The organism is Paraclostridium sordellii, assembly GCF_000953675.1.
GTDB lineage: Bacteria > Bacillota > Clostridia > Peptostreptococcales > Peptostreptococcaceae > Paraclostridium > Paraclostridium sordellii.
Map to the genome: position 1 here is coordinate 438592 of NZ_LN679998.1, position 25539 is coordinate 464130.

The 25539-nt window shown below is 29.2% G+C and carries 22 protein-coding genes and 1 tRNA gene; 21 read left to right on the forward strand and 2 right to left on the reverse strand.

Annotation, left to right across the window (positions count from 1 at the left end; all coding sequences use genetic code 11):
* Positions 1-31: 31 nt before the first annotated feature.
* Positions 32-3562 (forward strand): pyruvate:ferredoxin (flavodoxin) oxidoreductase, encoded by a 3531-nt coding sequence (nifJ, locus tag ATCC9714_RS02120; RefSeq protein WP_057544348.1) that lies wholly within the window; start codon positions 32-34, stop codon positions 3560-3562.
* A 41-nt stretch (positions 3563-3603) separates the two neighbouring features.
* On the opposite strand, the gene ATCC9714_RS02125 is transcribed toward nifJ, so the two are convergent.
* Positions 3604-3690 (reverse strand) — tRNA-Leu (locus ATCC9714_RS02125).
* Positions 3691-3828: 138 nt separating this feature from the next.
* Between ATCC9714_RS02125 and polA the strand changes: the two genes are divergently transcribed.
* The 5 genes from polA to ATCC9714_RS02150 are packed head-to-tail and all read left to right on the forward strand — an operon-like array spanning position 3829 to position 9527.
* Complete coding sequence (polA, locus tag ATCC9714_RS02130) at positions 3829-6471, forward strand: DNA polymerase I (RefSeq protein ID WP_057574318.1); 2643 nt, start codon at positions 3829-3831, stop codon at positions 6469-6471.
* Between the two features lie 8 nt (positions 6472-6479).
* Entirely contained in the window at positions 6480-7082 is a 603-nt protein-coding gene (gene coaE / locus ATCC9714_RS02135) for a dephospho-CoA kinase (RefSeq protein ID WP_057544350.1), read from the forward strand.
* Positions 7075-7644 (forward strand): lytic transglycosylase domain-containing protein, encoded by a 570-nt coding sequence (locus tag ATCC9714_RS02140; RefSeq protein ID WP_155485656.1) that lies wholly within the window; start codon positions 7075-7077, stop codon positions 7642-7644. The genes coaE and ATCC9714_RS02140 overlap by 8 nt, the downstream gene beginning before the upstream one ends.
* Positions 7631-9298 (forward strand): ABC transporter substrate-binding protein, encoded by a 1668-nt coding sequence (locus ATCC9714_RS02145; protein WP_057544351.1) that lies wholly within the window; start codon positions 7631-7633, stop codon positions 9296-9298. The genes ATCC9714_RS02140 and ATCC9714_RS02145 overlap by 14 nt, the downstream gene beginning before the upstream one ends.
* A gap of 16 nt (positions 9299-9314) precedes the next feature.
* The gene (locus ATCC9714_RS02150) at positions 9315-9527 is read left to right on the forward strand and encodes a heavy-metal-associated domain-containing protein (RefSeq protein WP_057544352.1); all 213 of its coding nucleotides are present in this window, start codon (positions 9315-9317) and stop codon (positions 9525-9527) included.
* A gap of 67 nt (positions 9528-9594) precedes the next feature.
* Here ATCC9714_RS02150 and rocF read toward each other — a convergent pair whose 3' ends face one another.
* Positions 9595-10497: an arginase gene (rocF, locus tag ATCC9714_RS02155; protein WP_057544353.1), complete on the reverse strand. Its 903-nt coding sequence runs from the start codon at positions 10495-10497 to the stop codon at positions 9595-9597.
* 325 nt (positions 10498-10822) lie between these two features.
* Between rocF and ATCC9714_RS02160 the strand changes: the two genes are divergently transcribed.
* From ATCC9714_RS02160 to ATCC9714_RS02230, 15 genes are all read left to right on the forward strand, one after another.
* On the forward strand, positions 10823-11434 hold the full coding sequence (locus ATCC9714_RS02160; protein ID WP_057544354.1) for a hypothetical protein: 612 nt from the start codon (positions 10823-10825) through the stop codon (positions 11432-11434).
* Positions 11435-11510: 76 nt separating this feature from the next.
* Positions 11511-12263 carry an endonuclease/exonuclease/phosphatase family protein gene (locus tag ATCC9714_RS02165; protein WP_021129095.1) on the forward strand — a complete coding sequence of 251 codons (753 nt, stop codon included), beginning with the start codon at positions 11511-11513 and terminating at the stop codon, positions 12261-12263.
* Positions 12264-12328: 65 nt separating this feature from the next.
* Positions 12329-13222 (forward strand): hypothetical protein, encoded by an 894-nt coding sequence (locus tag ATCC9714_RS02170; protein WP_057544355.1) that lies wholly within the window; start codon positions 12329-12331, stop codon positions 13220-13222.
* A 175-nt stretch (positions 13223-13397) separates the two neighbouring features.
* Entirely contained in the window at positions 13398-14735 is a 1338-nt protein-coding gene (gene rsxC / locus ATCC9714_RS02175; protein WP_057544356.1) for an electron transport complex subunit RsxC, read from the forward strand.
* A gap of 22 nt (positions 14736-14757) precedes the next feature.
* Positions 14758-15738 (forward strand): RnfABCDGE type electron transport complex subunit D, encoded by a 981-nt coding sequence (locus ATCC9714_RS02180; protein WP_021125023.1) that lies wholly within the window; start codon positions 14758-14760, stop codon positions 15736-15738.
* Positions 15738-16376, forward strand: coding sequence for an RnfABCDGE type electron transport complex subunit G (locus ATCC9714_RS02185; RefSeq protein ID WP_077065652.1), 639 nt, complete (start codon positions 15738-15740; stop codon positions 16374-16376). Before ATCC9714_RS02180 ends, ATCC9714_RS02185 begins: the two co-directional genes overlap by 1 nt.
* Before the next feature lie 3 nt (positions 16377-16379).
* A complete protein-coding gene (rsxE, locus tag ATCC9714_RS02190) occupies positions 16380-16976 on the forward strand; it encodes an electron transport complex subunit RsxE (RefSeq protein WP_021129090.1) in 597 nt (198 codons plus the stop codon).
* A gap of 11 nt (positions 16977-16987) precedes the next feature.
* A complete protein-coding gene (gene rsxA, locus ATCC9714_RS02195) occupies positions 16988-17563 on the forward strand; it encodes an electron transport complex subunit RsxA (RefSeq protein WP_021125019.1) in 576 nt (191 codons plus the stop codon).
* Between the two features lie 52 nt (positions 17564-17615).
* Positions 17616-18551: an RnfABCDGE type electron transport complex subunit B gene (locus ATCC9714_RS02200; RefSeq protein WP_409339673.1), complete on the forward strand. Its 936-nt coding sequence runs from the start codon at positions 17616-17618 to the stop codon at positions 18549-18551.
* Positions 18552-18709: 158 nt separating this feature from the next.
* Positions 18710-19288 carry a Maf family protein gene (locus ATCC9714_RS02205; RefSeq protein ID WP_054631594.1) on the forward strand — a complete coding sequence of 193 codons (579 nt, stop codon included), beginning with the start codon at positions 18710-18712 and terminating at the stop codon, positions 19286-19288.
* A gap of 57 nt (positions 19289-19345) precedes the next feature.
* Complete coding sequence (gene radC, locus ATCC9714_RS02210) at positions 19346-20005, forward strand: RadC family protein (protein ID WP_054631601.1); 660 nt, start codon at positions 19346-19348, stop codon at positions 20003-20005.
* A 28-nt stretch (positions 20006-20033) separates the two neighbouring features.
* Positions 20034-21095, forward strand: a complete 1062-nt coding sequence (locus tag ATCC9714_RS02215; RefSeq protein ID WP_054631593.1) for a rod shape-determining protein — start codon at positions 20034-20036, stop codon at positions 21093-21095.
* Between the two features lie 18 nt (positions 21096-21113).
* A complete protein-coding gene (gene mreC, locus ATCC9714_RS02220; protein ID WP_054631592.1) occupies positions 21114-21995 on the forward strand; it encodes a rod shape-determining protein MreC in 882 nt (293 codons plus the stop codon).
* A 15-nt stretch (positions 21996-22010) separates the two neighbouring features.
* Entirely contained in the window at positions 22011-22499 is a 489-nt protein-coding gene (gene mreD, locus ATCC9714_RS02225) for a rod shape-determining protein MreD (RefSeq protein ID WP_021129084.1), read from the forward strand.
* 10 nt (positions 22500-22509) lie between these two features.
* Positions 22510-25530, forward strand: a complete 3021-nt coding sequence (locus tag ATCC9714_RS02230) for a penicillin-binding transpeptidase domain-containing protein (RefSeq protein WP_054631591.1) — start codon at positions 22510-22512, stop codon at positions 25528-25530.
* The last annotated feature ends 9 nt before the right edge of the window (positions 25531-25539 follow it).

Sequence of the window (25539 nt, forward strand, 5' to 3'; positions counted from 1 at the left end):
GTTAATTAAGATTAATAAGGAGGATAAATAGATGAGTAAACAAATAATTACTATAGACGGAAATACGGCTGCTGCACATGTGGCCTATGCCTTTACTGATGTAGCTGCTATATTCCCAATAACTCCATCATCAACAATGGCAGAAGTTGTAGATGAATGGGCAGCTCAAGGTAGAAAAAATATATTTGGACAAAGGGTAAGCGTTGTGGAAATGCAATCAGAAGCAGGAGCAGCAGGAGCATTTCATGGTTCACTTCAATCTGGAGCGTTGACAACTACATTTACAGCATCTCAAGGATTATTATTGATGATACCTAATATGTATAAAGTAGCAGGAGAATTATTGCCAGGAGTATTTCATGTAAGTGCAAGAGCAATAGCTTCTCAAGCACTATCTATATTTGGAGACCACCAAGACGTTATGGCAGCAAGACAAACAGGATGCGTACTTTTAGCTTCTAGTTCTGTACAAGAAGTAGCAGATATAGCACCTGTAGCACATTTAGCAGCAATAAAAGGAAGACTTCCAATTATACATTTCTTTGATGGATTTAGAACATCACATGAAATTCAAAAGGTAGAAGTTTTAGATTATGAAGATTATGAGAATTTATTAGATAAAAAAGCTCTAAAAGAATTTAGAGAAAGGGCACTATCTCCAAATCATCCAGTTACAAGAGGAACAGCACAAAATCCAGATATTTATTTCCAAACTAGAGAAGCATCAAATAAATATTATGAGCAAATAGTTCCTATAATTGAAGAATATATGGAAAAAATGGGTCAACTAACAGGAAGACCTCATGGTTTATTTGATTATTTTGGACCACAAGATGCCAAATATATAATAGTTGCAATGGGATCTGTTACGGAAACTATTGAAGAAACTATAACATATTTAAATAGTAAGGGTGAAAAATATGGACTAGTTAAAGTTCATTTATATAGACCATTTTCAGTAAAACATTTTATGAGCGTAATACCTGAAAGTGTAGAGAAAATTTGTGTTTTAGATAGAACAAAAGAACCAGGATCTATAGGAGAACCTCTTTATTTAGATGTTAAAACAGCATTTTATGAATGTAAAAAATCACCTAAAATAATAGGTGGTATATATGGTTTAGGGTCAAAAGATACAACGCCAGCAGATATAAAAGCTGTATATGACAACTTAAAAAGTGATAATTCTAAAAATAACTTTACAGTTGGAATCGTAGATGATGTTACTAATAGATCTATAGATGTAGATAGAAGTTTTAAAATAAGTCAAGAAGGAACAATAAGATGTAAGTTCTGGGGACTTGGGTCTGATGGTACTGTAGGAGCTAATAAGCAAGCAATTAAAATAATAGGAAATAATACTGATATGTTTGCACAAGCTTACTTTGCTTATGACTCTAAAAAATCAGGTGGTATAACAATGTCTCACTTAAGATTTGGTAAAACTCCTATAAAGTCTACTTATTTAATTGATGAAGCCGATTACATAGCTTGTCATAACCAATCTTATGTTAATGAATACGATTTACTAAAAGGACTTAAAAAAGGTGGAATATTTGTATTAAACTGTATATGGGAAGAAAGTGAATTAGAGAATCATCTTCCTGCAACAATAAAAAATTATATAGCTGAAAATAATATTGAATTCTATACAGTTAATGCAACTAAAATAGCTCAAGAAATAGGACTTGGAAATAGAATAAATATGATAATGCAGTCAGCGTTTTTTAAACTAGCTCAAATAATACCAGAAGAAGAAGCAAAAAATCACTTAAAGGAGTCTATAAAGAAAGCTTATGGTAAAAAGGGTGAAAAAATTGTAAATATGAACTATGAAGCAGTTGAACAAGGTATGAATTCAATAGTCAAGGTAAATGTTCCTGATTCATGGAAAACTGCTAAAGATGAAAAGAAAAATTCAGATGAGCCAGAATTTATTAAAAATATACTAAGACCTATGAATGCTCAGGAAGGAGATAATTTACCTGTAAGTGCATTTAATGGCATTGAAGATGGAACATTCCCAAATGGTACTGCTGCTTTTGAAAAAAGAGGTATAGGAATTAATGTTCCAGAGTGGATACTTGAAAATTGCATCCAATGTAATCAATGTTCATATATATGTCCGCATTCTACTATAAGACCATTTTTATTAAATGAAGAAGAAGTAAGCAAAGCTCCAGAAAGCTTTAGAGTAAAAAAAGCAGTTGGAAAAGGATTAGAAGGATTACAATATAGAATTCAAGTAGACACAATGGACTGTACAGGATGTGGAAACTGTGCTGATGTATGCCCAGCAAAGGAAAAAGCTCTTGTTATGAAACCATTAGAAACTCAAACTGACAGTGAAATACCAAATTGGGAATTTGCAGCATCTAGTGTATCTTATAAAGGTGATATAATTAGTCCAAATACTGTTAAAGGAAGCCAATTTAGACAACCGCTTGAAGAGTTTTCAGGGGCATGTGCAGGATGTGGAGAGCCTGCTTATATAAGATTAGTAACACAATTATTCGGAGATAGAATGATGATTGCAAACGCTACTGGATGTTCATCTATTTGGGGAGGATCCGCACCATCAACTCCATATACAATAAATCACGAGGGTAAAGGACCAGCGTGGGCAAATTCTTTATTTGAAGATAATGCAGAATATGGATTTGGTATGTATTTAGGAGTTAAACAGATTAGAGATAGAATACAAGATTTATTAACTGAATTATCAAATATGGATATAGATGAAGAGTATAAGAAATCATTTAATTATTGGATAGAAAATAAGAATAATGGAAATGAATCTAAATGTGCATCTGAAGGAGTTATAAACTCAATAGACAAAATAAATAGTTCTGATGAAAAAGTATCTTATTTAATTAATGAAGTGAAAGAGTTAAAAGATTATTTAATAAAAAGATCTCAATGGATAGTTGGAGGAGATGGATGGGCATATGATATAGATTATGGAGGATTAGATCATGTTCTAGCTTCTGGAGAAGATGTAAATGTATTGGTATTTGACACAGAGATATATTCAAATACTGGTGGGCAATCTTCAAAGTCTACTCCGATTGCAGCTATGGCAAAATTTGCAGCAGGAGGAAAAAGAACTAAGAAAAAAGATTTAGGTAGAATGGCTATGACGTATGGAAATGTATATGTAGCCCAAGTAGCCTTAGGGGCAGATAAAAATCAACTTATAAAATCTATAATCGAAGCTGAAAACTATGATGGACCGTCTTTAATAATATGTTATGCTCCATGTATATCTCATGGATTAAAAGAAGGTATGGGAAGAAGTGTTGCAAACGAAGAAAAAGCTGTTAAGTGTGGATATTGGCATCTATACAGATTTAATCCAACTTTAAAACAAGAAGGTAAAAATCCATTTATATTAGATTCTAAGGAACCTACAGAAAGTTTTAGAGATTTCTTAATGAGCCAAGTAAGATATTCAGCGGTAGCTAAACAGTTCCCAGAAATAGCTGATGATTTATTTAATATAACAGAAGAAAATGCAAGAGAAAGATATGAAATATATAAAATGTTATCACAACAATTATAAAAATAAAAAGAGAATAGATTAATCTATTCTCTCTTTTTTATTGGTGCCGGTTGTGGGACTTGAACCCACACGATATCACTATCAACGGATTTTGAGTCCGCCCCGTCTGCCAATTCCAGCAAACCGGCTTAATATAATTATATTATACCAGTAACAAAAACGTTTCGCAATATATTTATACTTAATATACTTACAATAATATGGTAATATTAAAGATAATACAAATTAGAAATAATACAAAGGATAAATAATTAGGAGTGATAAACTTGGATAAAACTTTGGTTATAATAGATGGAAACTCAATAATAAATAGAGCATTTTATGCACTACCAGATTTAACAAATAAGCAAGGATTACATACAAATGCTATATATGGATTTACAACAATGTTATTTAAAATAATAGAAAATTACAAACCAACACATATAAGTGTTGCATTTGATAAAAAAGCTCCAACTTTTAGACACTTAGAATATAAAGAGTATAAAGCTGGAAGAAAAAAAATGCCAGATGAATTAAGAGAACAAATTGAACCCTTAAAAAACTTATTGGATGCATTTAAAATAAATAGATTAGAGTTAGAAGGATATGAGGCAGATGACATAATAGGAACAGTTTCCTTAAAAGCTGAGAAAGAAGGGTATAAGGTTTTTATAGTTACAGGAGATAAGGATGCAATACAGTTAGCATCTAAAACTACTACTACACTTATAACTAAAAAAGGTGTTGGAGAAGTTGATGAGTTTGACTTTGATGAGGTTATGAAAAAATATGAAATGACACCAAATCAATTTATAGACTTAAAGGGACTTATGGGAGATAAATCAGACAATATACCAGGAGTTCCAGGAATAGGAGAAGTAACGGGTATAAAACTTATAAAAGAATTCGGAAGTATTGAAAATATAATAGAAAATGTAGATTCTATAAAAGGAAGCTCAAGAAAAAAAATAGAGGAACATAAAGATTTAGCTATAATGAGTAAGAGATTAGCAACTATAATAAGGGATGTACCTATTGATATTACTATAGATGATTTATCATTTGGAGACTATGACAAAGCTAATGTTATAGAGGTATTTAATGAACTTGGATTTAATAGTTTAATATCAAGAATTGGAGAAAACTCAGATGTTGAATCTGAAGGTAATAATATTAACTTAAGCATAAAAGAGCTTGTGAATATAGAAGAGTTTATTAAAGATGTAAAATCAAAAAAGAGTTTAATATTAAAAGCTATAAGAAAAAATGGAAATATACTTGAAAAAAATCTAATGACTATATACTTAAGTATTAATGGAGAAGATATATATTATATAAATGAAGAAAATCTTGATAAAATAAGAGAATTACTAATAAGTGATGAAATCAAAAAATATGGATATGAACTAAAAGATGATTATATAACATTAAGACCATATGGTATATTTTTAAATAATATGTATTTTGATATATCTATTGCGGAGTACTTAATAGATTCAAGTAGTGCTAACTATACTTATGATTCAATAGCTATGAATTATTTTGGTCAAAAAATTAAGTCTACTGAAGAGTTATTAGGAAAAGGCGTAAAAGCTAAAAAAATTGAAGAATTAGAAAAAGAAGAAATAGATAAGCATATTGGAAATATAATTAATTTAGTTGAACGAGTAAATCCTAAGATGGAAGACAAATTAAAGTCTATGGATATGGATGGATTATTTTATCATGTAGAAATGCCTCTAGTAGAAGTTTTAGGCTACATGGAATTTGAAGGTGTAATGGTAGATAAAGAAAAATTAGTAGAATTAGGAGAAGAATTTAAATTATCTATAGATAAATTAGAAAGTGAAATATATCTTTTAGCAGGAGAAGAATTTAATATTAATTCACCAAAACAATTAGGAGTTATATTGTTTGAAAAATTAGAGCTTCCTGTAATAAAGAAAACTAAAACAGGATACTCAACAAATGCAGAAGTTTTAGAAAGGTTAAGAGATAAACATGAAATTATTGATAAAATAACTGAGTATAGACAAATTGTAAAGTTAAAATCTACATATGTTGATGGATTAATAAATATAATAAATCCAATAAGTCATAGAATACACTCATCATTTAATCAAACTATAACTACTACTGGAAGAATTTCTTCTACAGAACCTAATCTTCAAAATATTCCTGTAAGATTGGAATTAGGAAGAAATATAAGGAAAGTATTTATAGCAAATAAAGGCTGTGAACTAGTTGATGCAGATTATTCTCAAATAGAACTGAGAGTTTTAGCACATATGAGTCAAGATGAACATATGATAGATGCATTTAATCATGATATAGATATACATACAAAAACTGCATCTCAAGTTTTTGGTATAGATATAAATGATGTGACTAGTGAACAAAGAAGTGCAGCTAAAGCAGTTAACTTTGGTATAGTGTATGGAATAAGTGATTTTGGTTTATCTCAAAACCTTAAAATACCAGTAAAAGAGGCAAAAACGTATATAGATAATTACTTAAATACATACGAGGATATAAAGACATACATGGATAATACCATAGAAGAAGCTAAAAAAGATGGATATGTAAAAACTATTTTAAACAGAAGAAGATATATACCTGAAATAAATTCAGGAAATGTGATTCTTAAAAATTTAGGGAAAAGATTAGCTATGAATGCGCCTATACAAGGAAGTGCGGCTGATATAATAAAAATAGCTATGGTTAATGTATATAAAAAATTAGAAGAAAAAAACTTAAAGTCAAAATTAATACTTCAAGTTCACGATGAACTTATAATAGAGACTTGTGAAGATGAAATTGAAATAGTATCAAAAATTGTAAAAGATGAAATGGAACATGCAGTTTCTATGGATGTAAATTTAGACGTAGATTTAAATGTAGGTAAATCTTGGTACGAAACAAAGTAGGTGGTTTAATGTTAGTAATAGGATTAACAGGAAATATTGGGTGTGGGAAAAGTAGTTTATCTAAAATTTTAAAAGATAATTCTCTAGATATAATAGATGCAGATATTATATCTAGAGAAATTATGAGTAACAATAAATTACTTGAAGAAGTATTTCAAGTTTTTGGAGAAGATGTAAAAGATAAAGATGGAACCTTAAATAGAAAAAAATTGGCTTCAATAGTTTTCTCTGATGATAAAAGGCTTATAGCTTTAAATGATATAACACATCCAGCTATAAAAAATGAGATAAAAAGAAGGATAAAGGATATAGAGAATAAGGGTAGAAATATAGTAATAGTTGATGCGGCTTTATTAATAGAAGGTAAATTTTTAGACTTAATAGATAAATTAATTGTTATAACATGTGATGAGAAAGAACAATTAAATAGGGTTATGGATAGAGATAATTCAAATATGGATGAAGCTCTAAATCGTATTAGTTCTCAGATGAGTCAAGATGAGAAAGTTAAGTTTGGAGATTATATAATAGACAACTCGGGTAGTTTAGAAGAATTAAATTATAAAGCTAATAAACTAATAACATATATAAAGGAGAATTGGTGTGAATAAAAAAAGATTTATAATGGTATTTATAGTCTTTGTGTTGTTAGTTTTAGGGTCTGTATGTGTTAGAGAAAAATTAGTATTAAAACTATTTCATCCAAAATTTTATGAAGAATATGTAAGTCGTTATTCAAAAGAATTTAAGGTTGATGAAAATTTAGTTTACAGTATAATGAAGGTGGAAAGTAAGTTTAATAAAAATGCTGTATCTAAAAGAAATGCTAAAGGGTTAATGCAAATAAGTGATATAACACAAAAATGGGCAATAGATGAGTTAAAATTAAAAGAGGTAGATATCTTTGATCCAGAGACAAATATAAAAATAGGGTGTTGGTACTTAAGCAAGTTATTTAAAGAATTTAGAGATGTTGATTTAGTAGTAGCAGCTTATAATGGAGGATCAGGAAATGTGAATAAATGGTTAAATAATTCAGATTATAGTTATGATGGTAATCAACTACATAAAATACCATTTAATGAAACTAAAAACTATTTAAAGAAAGTTAAAGACAACTATATTATGTACAAGTCATTATATAGAAAGGAAGAAAGCAATGAAAAAAATTAAAATCTTAGCAATTGCTATGGCTGTTGTATTTAGTATTGTAGGATGTAGCAAAGATGGAAAAAAAGATGAAAATAATGGTAAGTACGAGAATACTGCTAATGATTCGAAGTATATACATTTATCTATGATAAACCCTAAGACAATAAATCCAATAAATAATACAGATCAATCTGTTGGATATGTAATGGATTTAGTTTATGATAGTTTATTTACAATAGATAGCAATTACAATGCTGTACCTCAACTAGTAGAGAGTTACTCCATATTAGGCGATGGTAAAAGTATGGAAGTTAAATTAAAAGATGCTAAGTGGCATAATGGAAATCCTATAACATCTTCAGATGTAGCTTTTACTGTTAACTCGATAAATAGTTCTCAGACTAGTCCATATAAGGCGTTGATAGGTAATATTTCTGATATATCTGTTATAGATAGTAAAAACTTTAGAATAAACTTTAAAAGTCCAAATGCATTTTCAATAGATACATTAATATTTCCAATAGTAAGTAAGGATGCCTTAAGTGGATTAAGCTCTAAAGATTTAGATGAATATAAAAATAACATGGTTGGAAGTGGGCCATACAAAATATCAAAATATGATCAAAGGTCTAATATGATATTAACTCTTAATGAAGATTATTTTGATAAAGATAAAATAAAAGGTGTAAAGAAAGAAATCAATGTAATGATGGTACCTGATGCAGAGGCACAAGTTTCAATGACTCTAGCTCTTTCAAGTGATATAACAAAAGTTGGGCTAAGTGACTTAAGTCAATTTCAAAAAAATCAATTTAAAATAACTAATTATGAAGGTAGAGGTTATGAATATATAGTTTTTAATTATAATAAGCCTATAATGAAGGATTTAAATTTTAGAAAAGCTATTGCTCATGCTATAAATAGAAAACAGATAGTAGATGAAGGATATTTAGGTAAGGTAGCTATGGTTAATTTCCCTCTTCATTCAAAATCAAAATATTATGATGAAAGTATAAAAGCTTTAGACTACAATATGGACAAAGCAAAGAAATATTTAACTAAAATAGATATAGACAAAATAAATAATAGTGCTACTAATAATGAAACTAAGAAAGAAGAAAGTAGCGAAAAACAAGATAAAAAACAAGATAAAACAGAAGAAACAAAAGAAGAAAAAGATGCTAAAAATAAAAATAATATAAAAGATGAAATAAAAAGATTAGATTTAAAAATACTTGTTAATAAAGAAAATAGTGAGAGAGTTAAAGCAGCATATGTAATAAAAGAAAATTTAAATGAAATAGGAATAAAATCTACGATATCTGAGTTAGAGGGAACAGCTTTATCAGAAGCATTAGATAAAAAGGACTATGATTTAGCATTAATAGGATGGGAAATGTCTCCAATACCAGATGCAACTGATATAATTAACTATAGTGGTTATAGTGATGAAAAGCTTACAGGGTATCTAAATTCATTAAAAAATTCAACTAATGTAAGTAATACTAAAGATATATATAAATCTATTCAAAGGTACACTAGGGACAATGTACCATTTATAAGTATTGGTATAAGTGATGATTATTTAGTCACTAATAAAAGAATAGAAGGAGATTTAAAGCCTAATGATTTCGATATATATGAAGGTATATACCATCTTCATTTAGAAAAATAGAAAGAGGTGTTAAATTATGAGAAAAAAATTATTAGTAGATGGGATGAGTTGCATGAATTGTGTAAGACATTTAAAAGATGCATTAGAAGAAGATATAAATGGAGTAAAGGTTATTGATATTAGTTTAGATAATAAGTATGCAATAATTGATACTGATGAAAATGTAACTGATGATATGCTAAAGGATGTAATTGCTGATTTGGGATATGAATTAAAAGGTATAGAATAAATAAAAAAACAGTAAATATTTATATTTACTGTTTTTTTATTCATAATACATAATAATTAAAAATATTTTACTTTATATTTTTAAATACAGTGTCTATAATATCCAGTGCTATATTAGAAGTAGTATCGTCTACGTCTAATATAGGATTAAGTTTTACTAAATCCATTGACTTAACTAGACCTGACTCAACAAGCTTTTTTAAAAGATATTTTGATTCGTCTACTGTAAATCCATTTTCAACTCTAGTTCCAGTTCCAGGAACATATTTTGAATCGATAAAATCTAAATCAAAACTTATATGTATTGCATTTATATTTTTATTATTTAAATTATTTAGTATGTTATTTATTACTGAATCTAATCCTTTTTCTTTTAAATCTTTAGGATAGAACATATTCATATTTGTATTTTCTATGAAACTTTTTTCACCAGAATCTATGTCACGACCACCTATATGATAAACATTATCTTCGTTTATTTTAATATCATTATAATATAAGTTTTTAAATGTTTCATCGCCATAACCCATTAAAGATGCAAGTGGCATACCATGAACGTTTTTAGATTCAGAAGTTTCAAAGGTATTGATATCTCCATGTGCATCAAACCAAACAATTGCTAAATTCTTATTAAAATATTTACTTACGCCAGAAATACTTCCAAGTGCTATGGAGTGATCTCCTCCCACTATAAAAGGAAAACAACCTGATTTTAAAGAACAATTAACTGAATGTGCTAGGTTTTTATTTATTTCTACTAGTTCAGCGAAATATTTCATATTTGGGTTTGATAAAAATTTATCTGAGTCATCGACTTGTTTTACATATATATTACCAAGATCAAATACATTATGATTGTATTTCTTTATTTGAGAGATTACTCCCTTTTGGCGTAATTTATCTGGACCTAGTTGTGGCCCTAGTTTATCACATCCATAAAATGTTGGTACCCCTATAATATTTACATCCATGATTTATCCTCCTATTATAAAAAAATCCCTTTCCTAATTAACATATTAGCATAATAGTTAAAAAAAAATCAAACATAAACAAAAAAAGACTTCTATTGGGGGAAATAATAGAAGTCTAAATGGGGGAGATTGAGTATGTTTGATTTACATTTATATTATTGGCAAAAATATATAAAATATACTTAATTTATGAAACAAAAAAATAATAATAGATAATATAATAAAAATTTTAAACATAATATAACAATAAAGAGTTAATGGCTTTTGATTGAGTCACTTTTAAATTTATAAAGAATATAATAAAAATAACTAAAGGGGGGATATCATGGAACCAAATGAGTATAATGAAAGATTTAAAAAAATTATACTTGATATGACCCAAGAAGAATTTCAGAATTATTCTAATAATAACCGAGGACCACTAAAATATATAGAAGGTAAAATAGATTCTATAATAGAAGATAGTATAAATGATTTTAGTGAAGAAGAATTAGTTGAACAAATATATAAAAGGATATCAAAAAAAGGATCATATCAAGAAAATATATCTGAGATAGGAAAAATAATTAAATCAGAAGAGCTATTCAAATCAAAAGGGGAACTCATAAAGTTTGCAAAATATTTAAATTTAGATATTAATAATAAACAATCATATAAAATTATTTTAAAAAAAATTTCTAGCCATATATATCTAAATAAAGGGCATTATGCAAATAAATATGAATATTATATAAAAGATAACAATGAGTATTTACTTGAACCAGAAGTTATAAAAGATAAATTAGTAGAAATATATAGATGTAGAGCTAGGAATGATATGAAGTCTATTGCTAGGATTTTAAATATAGAAACAAGTGAAGATGAGGGAGCTGAAGAGATAAGAAAAAAAGTTATAAACTGCATAATAAAGGATAAACTAAGAAAAATTAAAAATTAAGACGCTATATAGTTAGCGTCTTAATTTATTAAAAATAAGCACCTATTAGACAATATACAGTAGGAGTGATTAGAAATTGATAAAGAAATTATTTATTATATTTTTTACAATTATAGTAACTAGTGCTACTTGCTATTTAGAAATAAATAAGTTTCCTCCTAAAAAAGAAATAAAAGTAGTAAGTTATAATATACATAGTGGTTTGAATAAAGATATGTTTCCTACATTATTTGATATAATAGATTTTTTAAGAATAGAAAATGCGGATTTTATATGCTTGCAAGAAGTAAATGAATCTGCAAAAGCTGGATTTCAAGTAAGTAGTTTAAAAGAAGATTTAAATATGTATTCTCATTTTGGAGCAAATGTTGTAGCATTAGGTTCTAATTATGGACTAGTAACTTACTCTAAATATAAGATAAAAAGCCAAGAACATATATACTTAAGTAGCGAAAAAGAACAAAGGGGAATGTTACATACTGTAGTGAAAATTGGTTTTGGAAGAAACTTAAATATAATAAATTTACATTTAGGTTTAGATAAGGATGAAAGAAAGGTTCAAATTAAAGAGGTTGAAAATTTTGTAAAGAAGCTTAAAGATCCATATATAGTAGTAGGTGATTTTAATCAAGGTAATTTAGATTTTAATCAAGAAATATTTAAAGATGCAGCTGTTAGTGTTAATAAAAATAATACTTTAACATTTGGAGCATCATTAGATAGAATTGATTATATTCTTGTATCCCCTGAAATCGAAGTGAAATACTATGATGTACCTATGAAAAATATGTCTGATCATTATCCTATAGTAACTAAATTAAAAATATAGGAATAAATAATATATTTAATGAATAAGATTTACTAAATATATTATTTATATGGGGGGACAAACTAATGAATAAAAGAAGAAATATATACAGGGGGATGAATAGAAAAAGAAACAATTTAGTAAAAGGACTTACAGTTGGACTAGTTATTATAGGTATTGTTGGAGGAGCTACATTTATAAAGTTACCTAAGTTTAACTTATTAGATAAAGTAAGTAATTTTAGTATTTTCGACAAAGAAAAAACAAGTGTTAAAGAATTTTCATATAATGATGTTAAAGATAAAATAAATAAACCAGAAGAAAATAAGAAAGAAACAGTTGCTGAAAATGCAAAAGTAGCAACTGTAGATAACTTAGATATATATTCAATTCAAATTGCTGCAATTGATAATGATGAGGAATTAAAGAAAATAGAACAGAAGTTAGATGAACTTAAAATACCATTTTCTATAATTGACGTAGATAATGTAAAAAAAGTTCAAACATATTCATCATTTGAAGAAGGTGAAAGCAGAAAAAATTTAGAAAGTATTAAAACTAATTTTTCAGATGCTTTTGTAAGTAAATTAGAAGTCCCATTGTTAGGGTTACAATATACAGATAAATATTCTTATGTTGAAGAAATATGTAATGAATTAAATAATTTAATATCAAACTTTAAAGAAGAATCTAAAATTTGGGATAAAGGTGAAAAATCATTAAACAAAGAAGAATATAAAAATATAATAAATGCAAGGTTGGATATAGTAGGAAATTTAGAAAAGAGCTCTAAGAAAATTAATTATGAAGGCATGGTAGGATTTAAAGAGAATATTATAAAATACACTAAATCTGTAAAGGAAAAATCAAAAGCTAGTTTAAAAAGTATAGAAAATGATGAGTATTACATTGGAGAAAGTTTATTTATTTCATCTATACAAGGATACTATAGTTTTATAAAGTCTATAAAAACCATTTAAAAGTTGTTAAAAACAACTTTTTTTTATTGAAATGAAAATTAATGTCAAGTCGTAAAAAGTTGAATTTTGTTTTAAAATAAGATATTTTTTTAACGATAGTTAATATTTTACATTTATTATAGTATACTTATAGGTAGTAAAAAAAGTTTAAACTAAGTCATAAGGGGGTAAAAGCATGAAACTCTTAACTTTTAAAGGAGGAATACATCCTCCATATAGAAAAGAGTATACCAATAGCAAACCACTAGAAAAGGCTAAAGAACCTAATGTTGTATATATATCTATGCAACAACATATAGGAGCTCCAGCTAAACCTATAGTGAAAGTTGGAGATGAAGTTAAAGTAGGGCAAAAAATTGGAGAAATGCAAGGATTTGTATCTGCCAATATTCATTCTTCAGTTTCAGGTAAAGTTACTGGTATCAAAGATGTAGAAGTTCCTGGAGGAATAAGCGCATGTGTAATTGTCGAAAACGATTTCAAAAATGAAATCCATGAAAGTGTTAAACCTAAAGGAAATCTAGAGGATTTAAAGAAAGAAGAAATCATAGAATTTATTAAAGAAGCGGGTATAGTTGGTATGGGAGGAGCTACATTTCCAACCCATGTGAAAATTTCACCTCCACCTGATAAGAAAATAGACTTTGTTATATTAAATGGAGCTGAATGTGAACCATATTTAACGGCTGACCATAGACTGATGTTAGAAAATCCGGAAGATGTAGTATTTGGATTAAGAGTTCTTATGAAAGCTTTAGATGTTAAAAAAGGATACATAGGAATAGAAGTTAACAAGCCCGATGCTATTGATGCAATCACAAATGTAGCAAAACAGTATAGCAATATAGAAGTTGTTGGACTTGAAGTTAAATATCCTCAAGGAGCAGAAAAACAGCTTATTTATGCATGTACAAAAAGAGAAGTTCCATCTGGAGGTTTACCTATGGATGCAGGAGCTGTTGTAAATAATGTTGGAACAGCTGCTCAAATCGCTAAAACTATAAAAACAGGGATGCCTCTTGTAGAAAGGATCACAACTATTACTGGAAACTGTATACAAGAACCAAAAAACCTTATAACTAAAGTAGGTACACTTTTTTCAGAGATAATAGATCAGTGTGGTGGATTTAGAGAAGATAAAAAATTAGGCAAGGTTATAATGGGCGGACCTATGATGGGAATAGCTCAGCATACAACAAACATACCAACAAATAAGGGAACATCAGGAATATTATGTCTAGATGAAATGGAGTCAAAAACTCCAAAACCAAAGAATTGCTTAAGATGTGGAAAATGCTTAGATGTATGTCCCGCATTTTTACAACCACTTTATATAAGTGCATACAGTATAAATGGTGATTATGAATCATCAGAAAAATATAGAGCACTAGATTGTATAGAGTGTGGATCATGTTCATTTATCTGTCCAGCGAGAAGACCTCTTCTTCAATCAATCAGAGTAGCTAAAAAAGAAATAATCGCATTAAAAAGAAAACAATCAACAAGTAAATAAGTAAAAGTTAGGGGGAAATATGATGGATAACAAATTAATAGTTTCATCTTCTCCTCATGTGAGAAGCAGTGAAGATACATCATATATAATGAAACAAGTTATAATAGCTCTTTTACCTGCAGCTCTAGCAGGAGTGTATTTTTTTAGACTAAGTGCCATAAATGTTATATTTTGGTGCATATTAGGATCAGTAGGATTTGAATGGTTATATCAAAAGATTAATAAAAAAGAGTCTACAATTGGAGATTTTTCAGCAGTTGTAACTGGTTTATTACTAGCTTTTAACGTTCCAGCATCTCTACCTTGGTGGATGTGTCTAGCTGGTTCAGCATTTGCAATAATAGTTGTAAAGATGGTATTTGGAGGAATTGGTAATAACTTTGTAAACCCAGCACTAGCAGCAAGAGCATTTTTATTAGCATCATTTCCTGTAGCCATGACTTCTTGGACTCAAACTGGTGTTAACTGGGTAAGTCAAGGAAACATAGATGTTGTAACTACAGCAACACCACTATCATTTCTAAAAGCAGGACCTCAAGGAATAGAAGTTATAACTGGAAATGGAACTAGTTTATTTGATATGTTTATAGGGAATATAGGTGGGTGTATAGGTGAAACATCAGCTATATTACTTATATTAGGTGGAGTTTACTTAATGTATAAAGGAATAATAAACTATGTTATACCAGTATTTTATATAGGAACAGTGGCTATATTAATGTTTTTATTAGGTGGATTTAACTTTGAATTTGTAATATATCAAATGTCTGCTGGAGGACTTATGTTAGGTGCATTCTTTATGCTAACAGATTATACAACTTCTCCTATGACTAAAAAAGGGCAAATAATATATGCTGTTGTAGCTGGAGTTATAACTACAGTTATAAGACTATATGGAGGATACCCAGAAGGAGTATCATATTCAATATTATTTGTAAATGTTATGACACCTCTTATAGATAAATACACAAAAACTAAAGTATTTGGGGAGGTGTCTAAGTAATGAAAGATATACTGAGATTAGGAAGTATATTATTTGTCATATGCGCTGTTGCAGCATTAATGCTAGGTGTTACAAATAATATAACGGCACCTGTAATAGAACAAAGAAATATACAAGCAAACAATGAATCAAGAAAAGCAGTACTTCAAGCAGCAGAAGAGTTTAAACAAATAGAAAATGCTAAGGGAGACTTAGTAGAGGAAGTCTATCAAGGATTAAAAAATGGAGAAGTAGTTGGATATACTATAAAGACAACTCCAAAGGGATATGGTGGAAAAGTTGAGGTTATGGTTGGAATAACTACAGATGGAAACATATCAGGAGTAAAAATAGGAAACCACTCTGAAACACCTGGACTTGGATCAAAGGCTTCAGAACCAGCATTTAAAGATCAGTTTAAAGGTAAAGGTACAGATAAATCATTAACAGTTGTAAAAGGTAATGCTAGTAATGACAATGATATAGCTGCTATTTCAGGAGCTACAATAACTTCTAAGGCAGTTACTTCAGGTGTTAATGCAGCAATAGATTTATATAAAAGTCAACTTTTAAATTCTCAAAATGAAGCAAAAGATAGTTCTATGGTTCAAATATATGATCATAAAGAGCTTAAAGACTCAAATGGAACGGGGGTATAGAAAATGGGTTTAGGAAAAATAGTAAAAAATGGATTAATAGATGAAAACCCAACACTTGTTCAAGTAATAGGTATGTGTCCAACCCTTGCTGTTACAACTTCAGCTATAAATGGATTAGGTATGGGGCTTTCAACTACAGCAGTTTTAGTATGTTCAAACATAGTTATATCTATGATGAGAAAATTTATACCATCTAAAATAAGAATACCAGCATTTGTTGTAGTAATTGCAACCTTTGTTACTATGGTAGGTATGTTACTTAAAGCTTATATACCTGCACTTGATAAAGCATTAGGTTTATTTATACCATTAATAGTTGTTAACTGCTTAATATTAGCTAGAGCAGAAAGCTTTGCATCTAAAAATAAGCCAGTACAATCAGCTTTTGATGGTATTGGTATGGGACTTGGATTTGCAATATCACTAACTGTTTTAGGAGCAATAAGAGAATTACTTGGAAACGGAAGTTTATTCGGATTTACTTTGTTTGGAGCATCTTTCCAACCAGCCTTATTATTTATATTACCTCCAGGAGCTTTCTTGACATTAGGATTTTTACTTGCAGGGTTTAATAAATTGAAAGCTAAAAAAGCTAATTAGGAGGGATAAATATGAATTTAATACTTTTATTTTTAAGTGTTGTACTAGTTAACAATGTTATAACATCTCAATTCTTAGGGATTTGCCCATTTTTAGGAGTTTCTAAAAAAGTAGATACAGCAGTAGGTATGGGAGTTGCCGTTACATTTGTTTTAACATTAGCGTCATTTATAACATATTTTGTTCAAAAAATATTAGAAATAACAAATAATCAATTTTTACAAACAATAGCTTTTATATTAGTAATAGCATCTATAGTTCAGTTTGTTGAAATGGTTATACAAAAAATGAGTCCATCATTATATCAAGCTTTAGGGGTTTTCTTACCTCTTATAACTACAAACTGTGCAGTTTTGGGTATAGCTTTAGTTAACGTTCAAAATGGATATAATTTAGTTGAAACTATGGTAAATGGATTTGGAGCAGGAGTAGGTTTCACTTTGGCTATTGTTTTATTTGCAGGAATAAGAGAAAGACTAGAGTTAGCAGATATACCAGAGAGTTTCAAAGGATTTCCTATAACTTTAATATCAGCGAGTTTAATGTCTATTGCATTCTTAGGGTTTGCAGGACTTATACAGCTGTAAGTTGGGGGTGAAGTAATTGTCTATATTAAATTCAATTTTAGTTTTAGGAGTAATGGGTCTAATCTTTGGTGGAATACTTGCATATGCTGCTAAAAAGTTTACTGTTAAAGTAGATGAAAGAGTAGAAGCAATACTTGAAGTATTACCAGGTGCAAACTGTGGAGGTTGTGGATTTCCAGGTTGTGGAGGATTAGCAAGTGCAATAGTAGAAGGAAGTGCATCAGTAAATGGATGTCCAGTTGGTGGAAGTGATTGTGCAGCAAAAATCGGAGAAATAATGGGTGTTACAGCTGATGCAGGAGAAAAGAAAGTTGCAAATGTTATTTGTAAAGGAACGTGCTCAGTTGCTAAAGATAAATATGTGTATGAAGGAATGCTAGACTGTAAGGCAGCTAATGCATTAAATGGAGGAGCTAAGTCATGTAAGTATGGATGTTTAGGACTTGGAACTTGTGTTAGTGCATGTAAGTTTGATGCAATACATGTTATTGATGGAGTTGCAGTTGTGGATGAGGAAAAGTGTGTTCTTTGTGGTAAATGTATAGAAGTTTGTCCAAAAGGTGTAATAGAAATTAAACCTATTAAAAATGAAGTAGTAGTAGAATGCAATAGTAAAGATTTCGGTAAAAGTGTAAAAGATAAATGTAGCGTTGGATGTATAGGGTGTGGAATATGTGAAAAGTCATGTCCGTTTGGGGCTATAACTATAGAAAATAAATTAGCCAAAATAGATTATGATAAATGCGTACAATGTATGATTTGTGTAGAAAAATGTCCAACCAAGGCTATAAAGGGAGATTTAAGAAAAAGGAGAAAGGTAAAAATAGAAGAAGACCTGTGTGTAGGATGTACAATTTGTAAAAAGCAATGTAAATTTGACGCCATATCCGGAGAGTTAAAAGAGAAGCATAGAGTTGATGAAACTAAATGTGTAGGATGTCATGAATGTGTTCAAAAATGTCCTAAAAAGGCTATTAAAATTTTATAATGTGGATATTATAGAGATATGGAGTTTTTCCATATCTTCTTTATTTTGTTAATAAAATTGAAATTGTAACCAGAGTGTAACAAAAACGTTCGACATTAACGTTGAATTTTTTACAATATAATGATAAACTAATTAAGTATCAAAAAAGAGGTGAATTAATGAATATAATATTGGCATCAGGATCGCCTAGAAGAAGAGAAATTTTAGCTAATACAAATGCTAAGTTCGATGTCTTAACTAGCGATGTAGATGAAAGAATATTTAAGTTTGAGGAACCTACACAGTTAGTACTACGACTAGCGTTTGAAAAGTGTATGGATATTGCTATCAATAATCCAGAAAGCTTGGTTATTGGAGCAGACACTATTGTTGTTTTAGATAATGAAATATTAGGAAAACCTAAAAATGAAGATGAAGCTTTTGATATGTTAAGTAAACTATCAAATCGAGAGCATCAGGTTATAACAGGTATGAGTATAGTCAACATAGAAAATAATAAAAAAATTGTCGATTATACTATTAGTAATGTTAAGTTTAAGAATTTAACTGACCAAGATATAAGAGATTATATAAGTACTGGAGAATGTTTAGATAAAGCTGGGTCATATGGCATACAAGGTTATGGAGCCTTACTAGTAAAAGAAATCCAAGGTGATTATTTTAATATAGTAGGACTACCTATATCGAAGCTAAGTGATATTCTCAAATCAAACTTTAACATAAATCTTTTTTTATAAAATCTCAGGAGGTTAAATATTATGAGGTCATCAAGTTTATGTATAACAGTAAAGGAGATGGCATTAGAAGAAAGACCTAGAGAAAAAATGCTTAACAATGGAGAAAAAAGTTTATCTAATGCTGAATTGTTAGCAATAATTTTAAGGACAGGAACTAAAAAACAAAGTGTTTTGGAATTAGCAAATTATATATTAAATAAAGATAGTCAAGGAATACGATGGTTAAAGGATATAACTGTACAAGAGTTATGTGAGATAGATGGCATTGGAATTTCTAAAGCTACTCAGATAAAAGCAGCTTTGGAATTAGGAATAAGGATATCTAGTGCAAAGCCTACAAAATATAAGGTTACAAATCCATGGGATATATATAAATATTACATGGAGAGTCTTAGGTATTTAAATAAAGAAATTTTTAAAATTATTCTTTTAAATACTAAAAATGAGATTATTTGTGACATTGATGTATCAGTAGGTACTCTTAATATGTCTTTAGTTCATCCTAGAGAGGTATTTAGAGAGGCAATAAAAAGAAATAGCAATAAGATTATTCTTATGCATAATCATCCATCTGGAAATATCGAGCCATCTAATGAAGATAAAAATGTAACAGTGAGATTAATAAAATGTGGTGATTTAATTGGAATAGAAGTTATTGACCATATAATAATTGGCGATGGACTTTATTACAGTTTTAAGGAAAATATGATAATTTAATGGATATATGTGAAAGGAGCTTGGAATTATGGCGAAGAAAGAGAAAAAAGGATTCAAATCTTTATTTGGATTTAATAAAATGTCAAAAGACATGGGAATAGACTTAGGAACAGCAAATACATTAGTTTATATAAAAGGACAAGGGATAGTAGTAAGAGAGCCATCTGTTGTTGCTATAAGAGATGACAGCAAATCTGTTTTAGCAGTTGGAGAAGAAGCTAAAAAAATGATAGGTAGAACACCTGGTAATATAGTTGCTATAAGACCTATGAAAGATGGAGTTATAGCAGACTTTGATGTAACTCAAGCTATGTTAAGCTACTTTATAAAAAAAGCTGCTTCAAACAAAGGTGTAGTTAGTCCAAGAATTGCAATATGTGTTCCATTTGGAGTAACAGAAGTAGAAAAAAGAGCTATAGAAGAAGCTGCTAGACAAGCTGGAGCAAGAGATGCATATCTTATAGAAGAACCAATGGCAGCAGCTATAGGTGCAGATCTTAGAGTTGAAGAACCAGAAGGAAATATGGTAGTAGATATAGGTGGAGGTACTACAGAAATAGCTGTAATATCTTTAGGAGGTATAGTTACTGCTAAATCTATCAGAATAGGTGGAGACGAATTTGACGAGTCTATAGTTAGCTACGTTAAGAAGGAATACAACTTAATGATAGGTGAAAGAACAGCAGAAGACGTTAAGATACAAATAGGATCTACATTTAAAGATGATGAAGAAAAAACTATGCAAATAAGAGGTAGAGATTTAGTAACAGGTCTTCCCAAAACTGAGCAGATATCATCGTCTCAAGTTAGAGAAGCATTAAAAGAACCTATAACATCAATAGTAGATGGAATAAAATCAACTTTAGAAAAAACTCCACCAGAGTTAGCTTCAGATATAATGGAAAACGGAATAATGTTAACTGGAGGAGGAGCTTTACTTAGAGGATTAGATAAGTTAGTAAAAGAACATACAGGAATGCCTGTTCATATAGCTGAAAACCCTCTAGACTGTGTTGCTTTAGGTACTGGAAAATCTGTAGAAGATCAAGAAATATTTGAAAAAGTATTAATGATGAATACTAGAAGATAATATAAAGTTGGTGATAGGGTGAAACTAGGTAACAGAAGAAAAAATAATAAAAAATACAATGTTAAAGTGATAGCAACCGTAGGAGTTGCTATCACTTTAATTGGAATTGTAGGAATATCTATAGGAAGATATTCAAAGGATTCAAACTCAAAGAGTGGAATAGTATTAAACACAGTATCTGCTATAGAAGGTAGCTTAAATGATGGATTTTCTTTTATAAAAAAAGGTGTATCAAGTGTATTTAAATTTAGTGAAAATGCTAAAAAAGTAGAAGTTCTAGAAAAAGAAAATGAAAAGTTAAAAAAAGAAGTGATTAGTTTAAAGGAAGATATGCAAAATAGACAATCATTAGAGAGTTTACAAAAGTCATTAAAATTCATACCAGAAAACTATAAAAAGAATATGATTAGTACAAAGGTAGTTAGTAAAAATGATGGCAATTGGTATAAGTCTTTTGTAATATCAGCTGGAAAAGCGGATGGTGTTAAAAAAGAGAGTATTATTGTAAACGGGAAAGGTTTAGTTGGAATTGTTTATGAAGTTTCAGAACATTACAGTAAGGCTATTTCATTAGTAGATAGTAAATCTTCTGTAAGTTTCCAATTATTAAAGAATAAAGAATTTAAAGGTGTGATAAGTCAGTCTGCAAGTGAAGATGAAAACTACAAAGCAGAAGGGTTATTAGAGGGTTATATGTTTAAAACTTCTTATGATGTACTTCCAGGAGATGCTTTAGTAACATCTGGATTAGGTGTATATCCTGAATCAATACCTATAGGAAAGGTAGAAAAAGTTGTCGATGATAAAGATAAAGGTTTAAAAAATGTAATTGTAAAACCTTATGCTAACTTCAAAGACATTACAGATGTTGTAGTTATTGAACCAAGAAATATAAAGTAAAAGGAGAAACTACAAATGAAAAGAGTATTACTTTTTCTTATAGGTGTGTTAATAGTGATAATTGAAGGAAGTATTACTAATCATCTAAGCTTTTTAGGGGTAAGTATAAATTTCCTTTTGATATATATAACTATAATATCTCTATATCTAGATGATATTGAATCGGGTATTATAGCTATATTATTAGGTTTTGTAAAAGATATTGCACTTGGTAGTATATTTGGTGTAAATGCATTAGTATTAGGTGTAGTAGCATATGGGATAAGTAAATTAAAAGATAAAATATATAAAAATAGTTATATAACTATTTTTGCCTTAGTTTTTATAGCGAGTTTAATAGATTCTATTGTAAATATAATTCTTTTAGGCATGGTGTATCAAACATATGATATCTTAACTATTTTTATTAGAGGTATCTGTACAGTGCCACTTATTAATAGCATAGGAAGTTTAATTTTTTATTTTGTTTTTAAGGGTTCAATCCTTAAACTAAAAAAAGATTAGTGGTGATTAAATGAATAAAAATACAAAGTTTGATAGGCTTGATATTATCAAGTTTTTAATCGTAGGTATGTTATGTATAATTTTTATTAAGATAGCTTACATGACAACTTTTAAACATGAACATTATGATGATATAGCGAAAACAAAGACATATAAAGAAATACCTGTCAAAGCACCAAGAGGTGAAATAAAAGACAGATATGGACGTACAATAGCTACAAATAGAAACTCTTTTACAGTTCAAATATCTAGAGATGGTGTTGAAAAGAAGGATAAATCGGGAAAAACTAAAGCTAACGAAATATCTCTAGAACTAATGAACTTGTTAGAAAAGAATAAAGAAGAGTATATAGATGAATTTCCGATATACGTTGAGAATGGGAAATACTTCTACACATTCGATAAAAAAATTAGAGACTTTAAAAAAGATAATGGGATACCTTTAGAATTTGATGCTAAACAAAGTTTTAACTATATGATTGATAAAGCTATAGAGGAAAAGAAAGTAGATGCATCCATTAAAGATTTAAAACCAGAAGAAATACAAGCTAAATTAAATTCAGCAGGAATATATCCACCAATACTAGTATCAGCAAATGACTGGAAGTTTACGGAACAAAGAAATAAAGAGGATTGGCTAAAGTCATATGATATTAAAAATATAAAAACTAATGCAAAGGATGCATTTAGAGAAATAAGAAAATATTATAAAATACCGAGTGATTTATCAAATACAGATGCTAGAAAAATAATGTTAGTTAGAGATGCCCTTAAATCACAAAGTTTTTCTCAATATAAACCTGTAACAATAGCAAAGGATGTAAAACAAGATACTATATCTCAGATTGAAGAAAGAGCTATTGAAATGCCAGGAGTTTCTATAGTATCTGAGCCTGTTAGATACTATCCAGAAAAAGAACTTGCTGCTCATACTTTAGGAACTATGGGAAAAATTAGTGAAGATGAGCTAGCTAAAAAAGAGAAAGACGGAGATAACAGATATACTAAAAATGATGTTGTTGGTAAAACAGGGATAGAATTATTTTATGAAGATAAATTAAGAGGTACAGATGGATACAAAAAAGTAGAGGTAGATGCTGTAGGAAGAATAAGTAAAGAGATTTCATCTCAAGCTCCAAAATCAGGAGACACTGTATACTTAAGTTTAGATAAAGATTTACAAAAAGTTTCAGATGATTCTTTAGAAAGAATAATAAAAGCTGCAAGAAGTGGTGGAACATATACAAGTGAATTTGGAAATTATAGTACAGCAGGAAAAACTGCTCCATACCTAGATTCAGGGGCAACTATAACTCTAGATGTAAAAACTGGAGACGTACTAGCAATGTCAAGCTATCCAAGTTATGATCCAAACCTATTTGCAACAGGAATATCATCTGAGGATTATGAAAAATTAAAACCTAAAAATCCTAATGATCTTATAGGTGCAAATCCTCTTAATAACTTAGTTACAAGAGGTGCCTTCCAGCCTGGATCTACATTTAAGATGATAACTGGTATGGCAGCATTAGAAAATGGATTAAATCCAAACTACGCTATAAATGACCCAGGAGTTATATACTTAGGTAATAGACCTTTTGCCGATTATGTATGGCATCATGGTAGATCAAACCATGGATACACAAACTTATATAGAGCGCTACAAGAATCTTGTAATATTTATTTCTATACTGTTGGTACAGGTAAGAACTGGACAGGTGGAGAAGATCCTCATATAGATATGGGACCAGATAAAATATTACAATATGCAAAATTATTTGGATTAAATGATAACACTGGACTTGATAAGGAAATAGGAGAAAGTAAAGGTAGTGTTCCTAACAAAGAAGATAAATTAAAGAATACTGAAAATTCATTAAGAGCAGATTTAGATAAGTCAATGAGAAATGCTTTTACAGATATAACTAAAGAAAAAGACCCAGAAGAGTATAATAAAAGAATTAATGAAATAGTAAGTTGGACAAAAGAAAATCCGTCAAGAACAGAAACTATGAAAAGACTAGAAAAACTTCATGTAAAAGAAGATAAAGTTACTGAAATTGCAGATTTAGCTAAATTTAACTATTTTAACTATGGTAACTGGTCAGATGCAGATACATTCAACTTAGCTATAGGACAAGGTGAGAATGCTTATACTCCAGCACAAGTTGCTAGATATGTAGCAGCTATAGCAAATGGCGGAAAGCTTGTTGAAGCTTCTGTAGTAGATAAAACAATATCTAGTGATTTTAAAAATATACATGTAGATTCAAATAAAATTATAGATATACCTTTTAAAGATAAAAATCATCTTAAAGATTTAACTCAAGGTATGAAACAAGTTGCAACTCAAGGTGGAGGTAAATCAGTATTTGGAAACTTCCCAGTTCAGGTTGCAGTAAAAACAGGAACAGCCGAGAAAAGTGGTAAGATGCCTACAGAGGATGAATATAAATATTTAATTGATCATATGGGATCTTATGGAGTTTCTAAGGATGAAGCTGTTAAACTAGCTGAAAAGTATCAAAAGGAAGCTAATCAAAAAGCTAAAAAAGAATTCGAAGCACAACAAAAAGCTAAAAAGGAAAAGAAAGAAAAAGAAGATAAAAAATTATTTGGAAAAGATAAGAAAGAAGAAAAAGAAACTGAAGCAGAATTTGTTCCAGATAATAGTGAGGCTACAAAAGTTAGATATTTAAGAAAAGCAATCAAGGAGTTAAATCCTAAATTAACTGATGATCAAATAGATAGTTATAAGCAAAATTATCCATCTTTTGCTTGGTCAGTAGGTTTCGCACCAGCAGATAATCCTGAAATAGCAGTAGTTACAGTTTTACCTAAAGGTGAGTCAAGTAGTTTAGCATTATTACCTGTAAGAGAAATAATGGGAGAATATTTTGGATTAACTAAAAAACATAAAGAAGAAGCAGAAAATACTAATAAAACTGGAGAAAATGCAAATAAAGAGGCAGAAGCTGTAAAACCTAAAGGCGAAAATGAAATGAATTTTGCGTCACAAGTGAAAAAATAAGAGGATTTG